The organism is Streptomyces sp. NPDC020597 (assembly GCF_044335095.1).
Taxonomy (GTDB): domain Bacteria; phylum Actinomycetota; class Actinomycetes; order Streptomycetales; family Streptomycetaceae; genus Streptomyces.
Genome location: NZ_JBIRUL010000067.1, coordinates 1 through 4,068, shown reverse-complemented (window position 1 = coordinate 4,068; position 4,068 = coordinate 1). Strand labels below are relative to the sequence as shown.

General features: G+C 61.4%; 2 protein-coding genes. One reads left to right on the top strand and one right to left on the bottom strand.

All coding sequences use genetic code 11. The features are described from left to right. Nucleotides 1-1,139: 1,139 nt before the first annotated feature. Complete coding sequence (locus ACH4ZA_RS39795) at nt 1,140-2,783, bottom strand: trypsin-like serine peptidase (protein WP_398433883.1); 1,644 nt, start codon at nt 2,781-2,783, stop codon at nt 1,140-1,142. Nucleotides 2,784-3,375: 592 nt separating this feature from the next. Here ACH4ZA_RS39795 and ACH4ZA_RS39790 point away from each other — a divergent pair. Then, a complete protein-coding gene (locus ACH4ZA_RS39790; protein WP_334539591.1) occupies nt 3,376-3,999 on the top strand; it encodes a hypothetical protein in 624 nt (207 codons plus the stop codon). The last annotated feature ends 69 nt before the right edge of the window (nt 4,000-4,068 follow it).

Sequence of the window (4,068 nt, the reverse complement as noted above, 5' to 3'; positions counted from 1 at the left end):
AAGACGACACCCACCCGGCGAGGATCATACTAGGGCGTAAACGGCAATCTGCCCACTTCAAACGCCCTCTCAGGGCCACCTACCTCCCGCGACTTCAAGCAGCGAGCTGCTCGTCGAGCGGCAGGCGACCAATCACCGCTCACGCCTACCACGTGACGTGCCAACTGCGCTTGCAAATCGCCTTCGAGGCCCGCAATCCGAAGCCTCCACAAGAATCCGCACGGCCTTCGTGCTGAACGTGTGTGACCATTGGTCAAAGCGCATGTTCAGACGAAGGCCGCTTTGGTGTACTGCGGTTACCGAGCCAAGTGATCAGTTCCTGACATCATTCGACGTCGGACGTCGCGTATCAGTTAAAGTGCTTCATTTCCTCAGCTCGGCCTACTCGTCGTCTTGCCAAGACGCCTCAGCCGCGAAGCGAGCGTTCAACGCGGACAGAAGCCACCACGGCATCTCGGTTGACGGCGCAGGACGCAGACGAGGTATGCCCGCCGTAATGCCAGTCGCCCTTGACCTCCCACCTGAGGCCGCCGCCGTCTCGGCTCATGCAGGTGACGATTGCGCGGTGCCTTTTGATGCCACCGCCCGTGCAATTGACGTTTCCGGTCTGGCCGCTCGTCCACACCCTGCAGTCTGCGCTGGCTGCCGCCGCTGGGGTAATCGCCGCAGATGTCGCTTCAGCCGATGTTGCTGCGAATATTCCCGATGCTAACGCTACTCCGGTAAAACTAGCAACGACGGCTGTCCTGAGAGAACGCATATTTCCTCGCTTTCATCCTCGGATTACATGGAAGGGGCCCTGTAACCCCTCGGTCGACGCAAATGGCGACGCATAAGGAACGCAGAAGGACGGGATGTTCCACGACATACTGCGGCTCAGCGTTGCCTCCGCACTAAGGCACAGCCACCCTCTCGGGCGACCGATCGCATGGACGTATGTGTGCTTGGCTGTTCCACATGTGGCGATGGCGGTATTGCCTCGGTACACAAATGGGCCTTCGGCCACCCAATTCCGGCCGTCACTTGCCAGACAGTTCACCATGGCTTTGTGACGCATAATTGCCGACCACCCACCGGCGCAGAGCGCCTTTCCGGAGTTCCTCCCGCTGGCCGAGTGCTCGTCTCCTGTGCCGAGGTTCTTACGGTGTCGGGGCGACGAGTTGGTTCTCTCGGCCCACTCCGTTTTCATCACCGTCGGTGTAAAGGCTTAGTTCGCCGTCCGACCAGCGGACGAGAGTGTCGTCGGGCCACGGGTTGTCGGAGTGATCTCCACCTGTGACTATCATGGCGTGGGTCCACGTCTTGTTCGGGGGCTGCCACTGGTGCTGGGTGCCGAGGCTGCTGCCGGTGAAATCGCCGAAGCAGGTGACCCTGCCGTCTTCCCAGCGCACGACCAGGTCCCAAACGTCACCGTGTGTGTAGTCGCCGGAGCCCAACTCGAAGGCCTTCGTCCACTGGTCATTGGGGGCGAGGACCTTGATTTCCTTGCCCAGCTTGTCGCCGGTGTTCTGGTAAACCGTCAGCTCCCCATCGTTCCACCGGACGACGAGGTCGTCCTGCCACTGGTTGCCGCCGAATCGTCCTGCGGTGAGGGCAATGGCGTACTTACCCCAGGTCTCGTTGGGGGGTACGAGCTGCTTCTCGCCATGGAAGCCCTTCTCGTCCACCGAGGGGTAGAGGGTGACCTCCCCGTCGACCCATCGGACGATGAGGTCCGACCCGTTGTCTCCGGTAAAGTCCCCCGCGACGACTTGCTTGGCGTTCGTGGCCCAGTACTTGCTGGGCTTCTGGATCCTGAACTCCATGTCGAAGTAGTTCAGTTCCTTGCCGGCGCCGCGGTAGAGGGAGAGCTCGCCGTCCGTCCACATGACGAACATGTCCATACTGTCATTCTCTACAGGACCGTTTAGCGTGAAGTAGCCGGACTGGATGTCCTTGGCGTGCTTCCACATCTCAGCGTCCGGCAGGACTACAGGGGCAGGTATTTTCCCCGAAACCGCGGCATCGTAGATCCGCTTGATTTCGTTGCCGAAGTAGGAGGAGTACGAGGTGTTGGCGCTGTGACCACCGGTCTTCCATCCTCCGGTTACACCCACCAGGCGGGGGGCTTCGGATCCGGCGGTGATGAAGGGGCCACCCGAAGTGCCGGAGACATACCCATCGCAGTTGATCTCGACGAAGGTACCGCCCTTCCAGCCATCTTGGTCACCGGTGGTGAACTTCTTTATCGACGTTTCGCAGTCGAGCGGGTTCTGGTTCGACTCGAATCCCGGGTAGCCGAGGACGCGGGTCTTCGGATGATCGAATCCGAGGTTGATGCCCAGCGGAATCGATCCGACGACATCCTGGACGAGCTTACCGTCGGAGCGCGCACTGGTTTTCAGAATGGCGAAGTCCAGACTGGTGTAGGCCTTGTCGCCTCCCTTCTTCATGTAGCGCGGGTCGGCGTAGATCTGCCCCTTCTGGATGGGGTAGACGCCATACGGCTTGGGGTTGGTCTTGCTGTGCTTGGGCACGAAGACCATAGCCTTTTGCTGGTCTTTGTCGTCAAAGCAGTGGGCTGCCGTGGCTATGAGGTTCTTCCCAGGCGAGGTGACCACCGTGCCCCCACAGAAGCGGTAGTACAGGTTCCCTTCCTCATCGGTTTCGCTCCAGTAGAAGGTGCCGACCTCCTTGATGCCCTCGAAGGGATGGGAGGGAGAACGCGCTATCTGGGCTCTCTCATCGAGGGACAGTTGGGCCTCACGCACCTCCTGCTCTTCGACGGGGACCGCTTGTGCCATGCGTTCAGGGGACCAGTAGGTATCGAGCGCAGCAGCGTCACCAGACAGCGGAGGGTCCATCGGGGCGGGGGGGGCAGAGCTGGGTCAAAGGATCTTGTTGGTGGCTGGGCTACCTCTGACGGCGCCTTCGTCGCCTGCCCGGGATCGGATGGGGTCGGCGTTGGCTGCTCGCTGTCCGACGGCGCTGCTGGTGGTTGTCCGCTCGCGGAGCGTGGCGCTGTGGGCTGGTCACTGGCCGAGGGTGTCTTCCCTGTCGGCTGGCCGTTGCTCGGGCCGGGCTGTGGGGCCGCGGATGACGACGCGCTGGCCGATGGTTCTGGTTGAGCGATGGCTGGTGTTGCGGTGGCTAACATTGCTACGGCAGCAATCAAGGCCATCGGCAGGGCATGACTGAACCTCATGAACTTGCTTCCCCCAAAACATAGTTCAGCGGTCGTGCTCTTGGCACAAAGTCCGCTGTGGTCTAGCCCAGGACCGTATCCGTGATCACTAACCCTTGGCCATCGCTTTCCGGTCAATGATCGTGCGCCCTGCGAACCAACGAGTCCGGGATACGCTCCTACTGGGTAGCAGACCGTACTCAGGGGGAGTAATGAATCACCGCTCAAACCGTGTACTCGGCATCACTGTCGCCACGTTAATCGGCCTCGCCGGTTGCGGCAGCAACAAGCCTGCGCCTGAGTCCCGCTCGACCGCCATGCCTGCGTATGTAGCTGCCTACCGCGCCGGATACACCGTGGGCAAGGCGGTTTATGACTCTTCGGGCAAGGGTGCGGCCGTGCGCGAGACCGTGTGGGGCGGCTGCACGCGGCGGGCCCTGGGGGCCGGCAGTGCTGCCGAGGTGGATCGTGGCGCCTGGGTTCAGGGTTGCCTCAACGGCGTCGCCAACGCCCCTGAGCAGATACCCACCGGTCCTGTGACCAAACGGACCCCGGACGCGAAGCTCTTGGAGCAGTTCCGTACCTGGGCTCGCGCCAAGGGCGAAGGGCAGCAAGTCGACCACACCCGCGCGCTGATTGCAGTCCAACTGACCGAACACGACTATGACGTTGAAATAAGCACGGACTACCCGGCGGGGTCCGGAAAGTCTGAATCTGAAACGCTCGCCCACAGCTTCGTTGAGTGGTGGGATGGTGACCATGGCCGGGATGGCATCGCCAGGAACATTCTGATCCTTGGGGCAGATGGCAAAAAGTTGACCGCGCAACGCATCTGAGAGGGCGTTTGAAGTGGGCAGATTGCCGTTTACGCCCGAGTATGATCCTCGCCAGGTGGGTGTCGTCTC

What these genes read in the sequence shown, in the direction of transcription:
- ACH4ZA_RS39795 (WP_398433883.1), bottom strand. Translation starts at nt 2,783, where the DNA reads ATGGCACAAGCGGTCCCCGTCGAAGAGCAGGAGGTGCGTGAGGCCCAA.
- ACH4ZA_RS39790 (WP_334539591.1), top strand. Translation starts at nt 3,376, where the DNA reads ATGAATCACCGCTCAAACCGTGTACTCGGCATCACTGTCGCCACGTTA.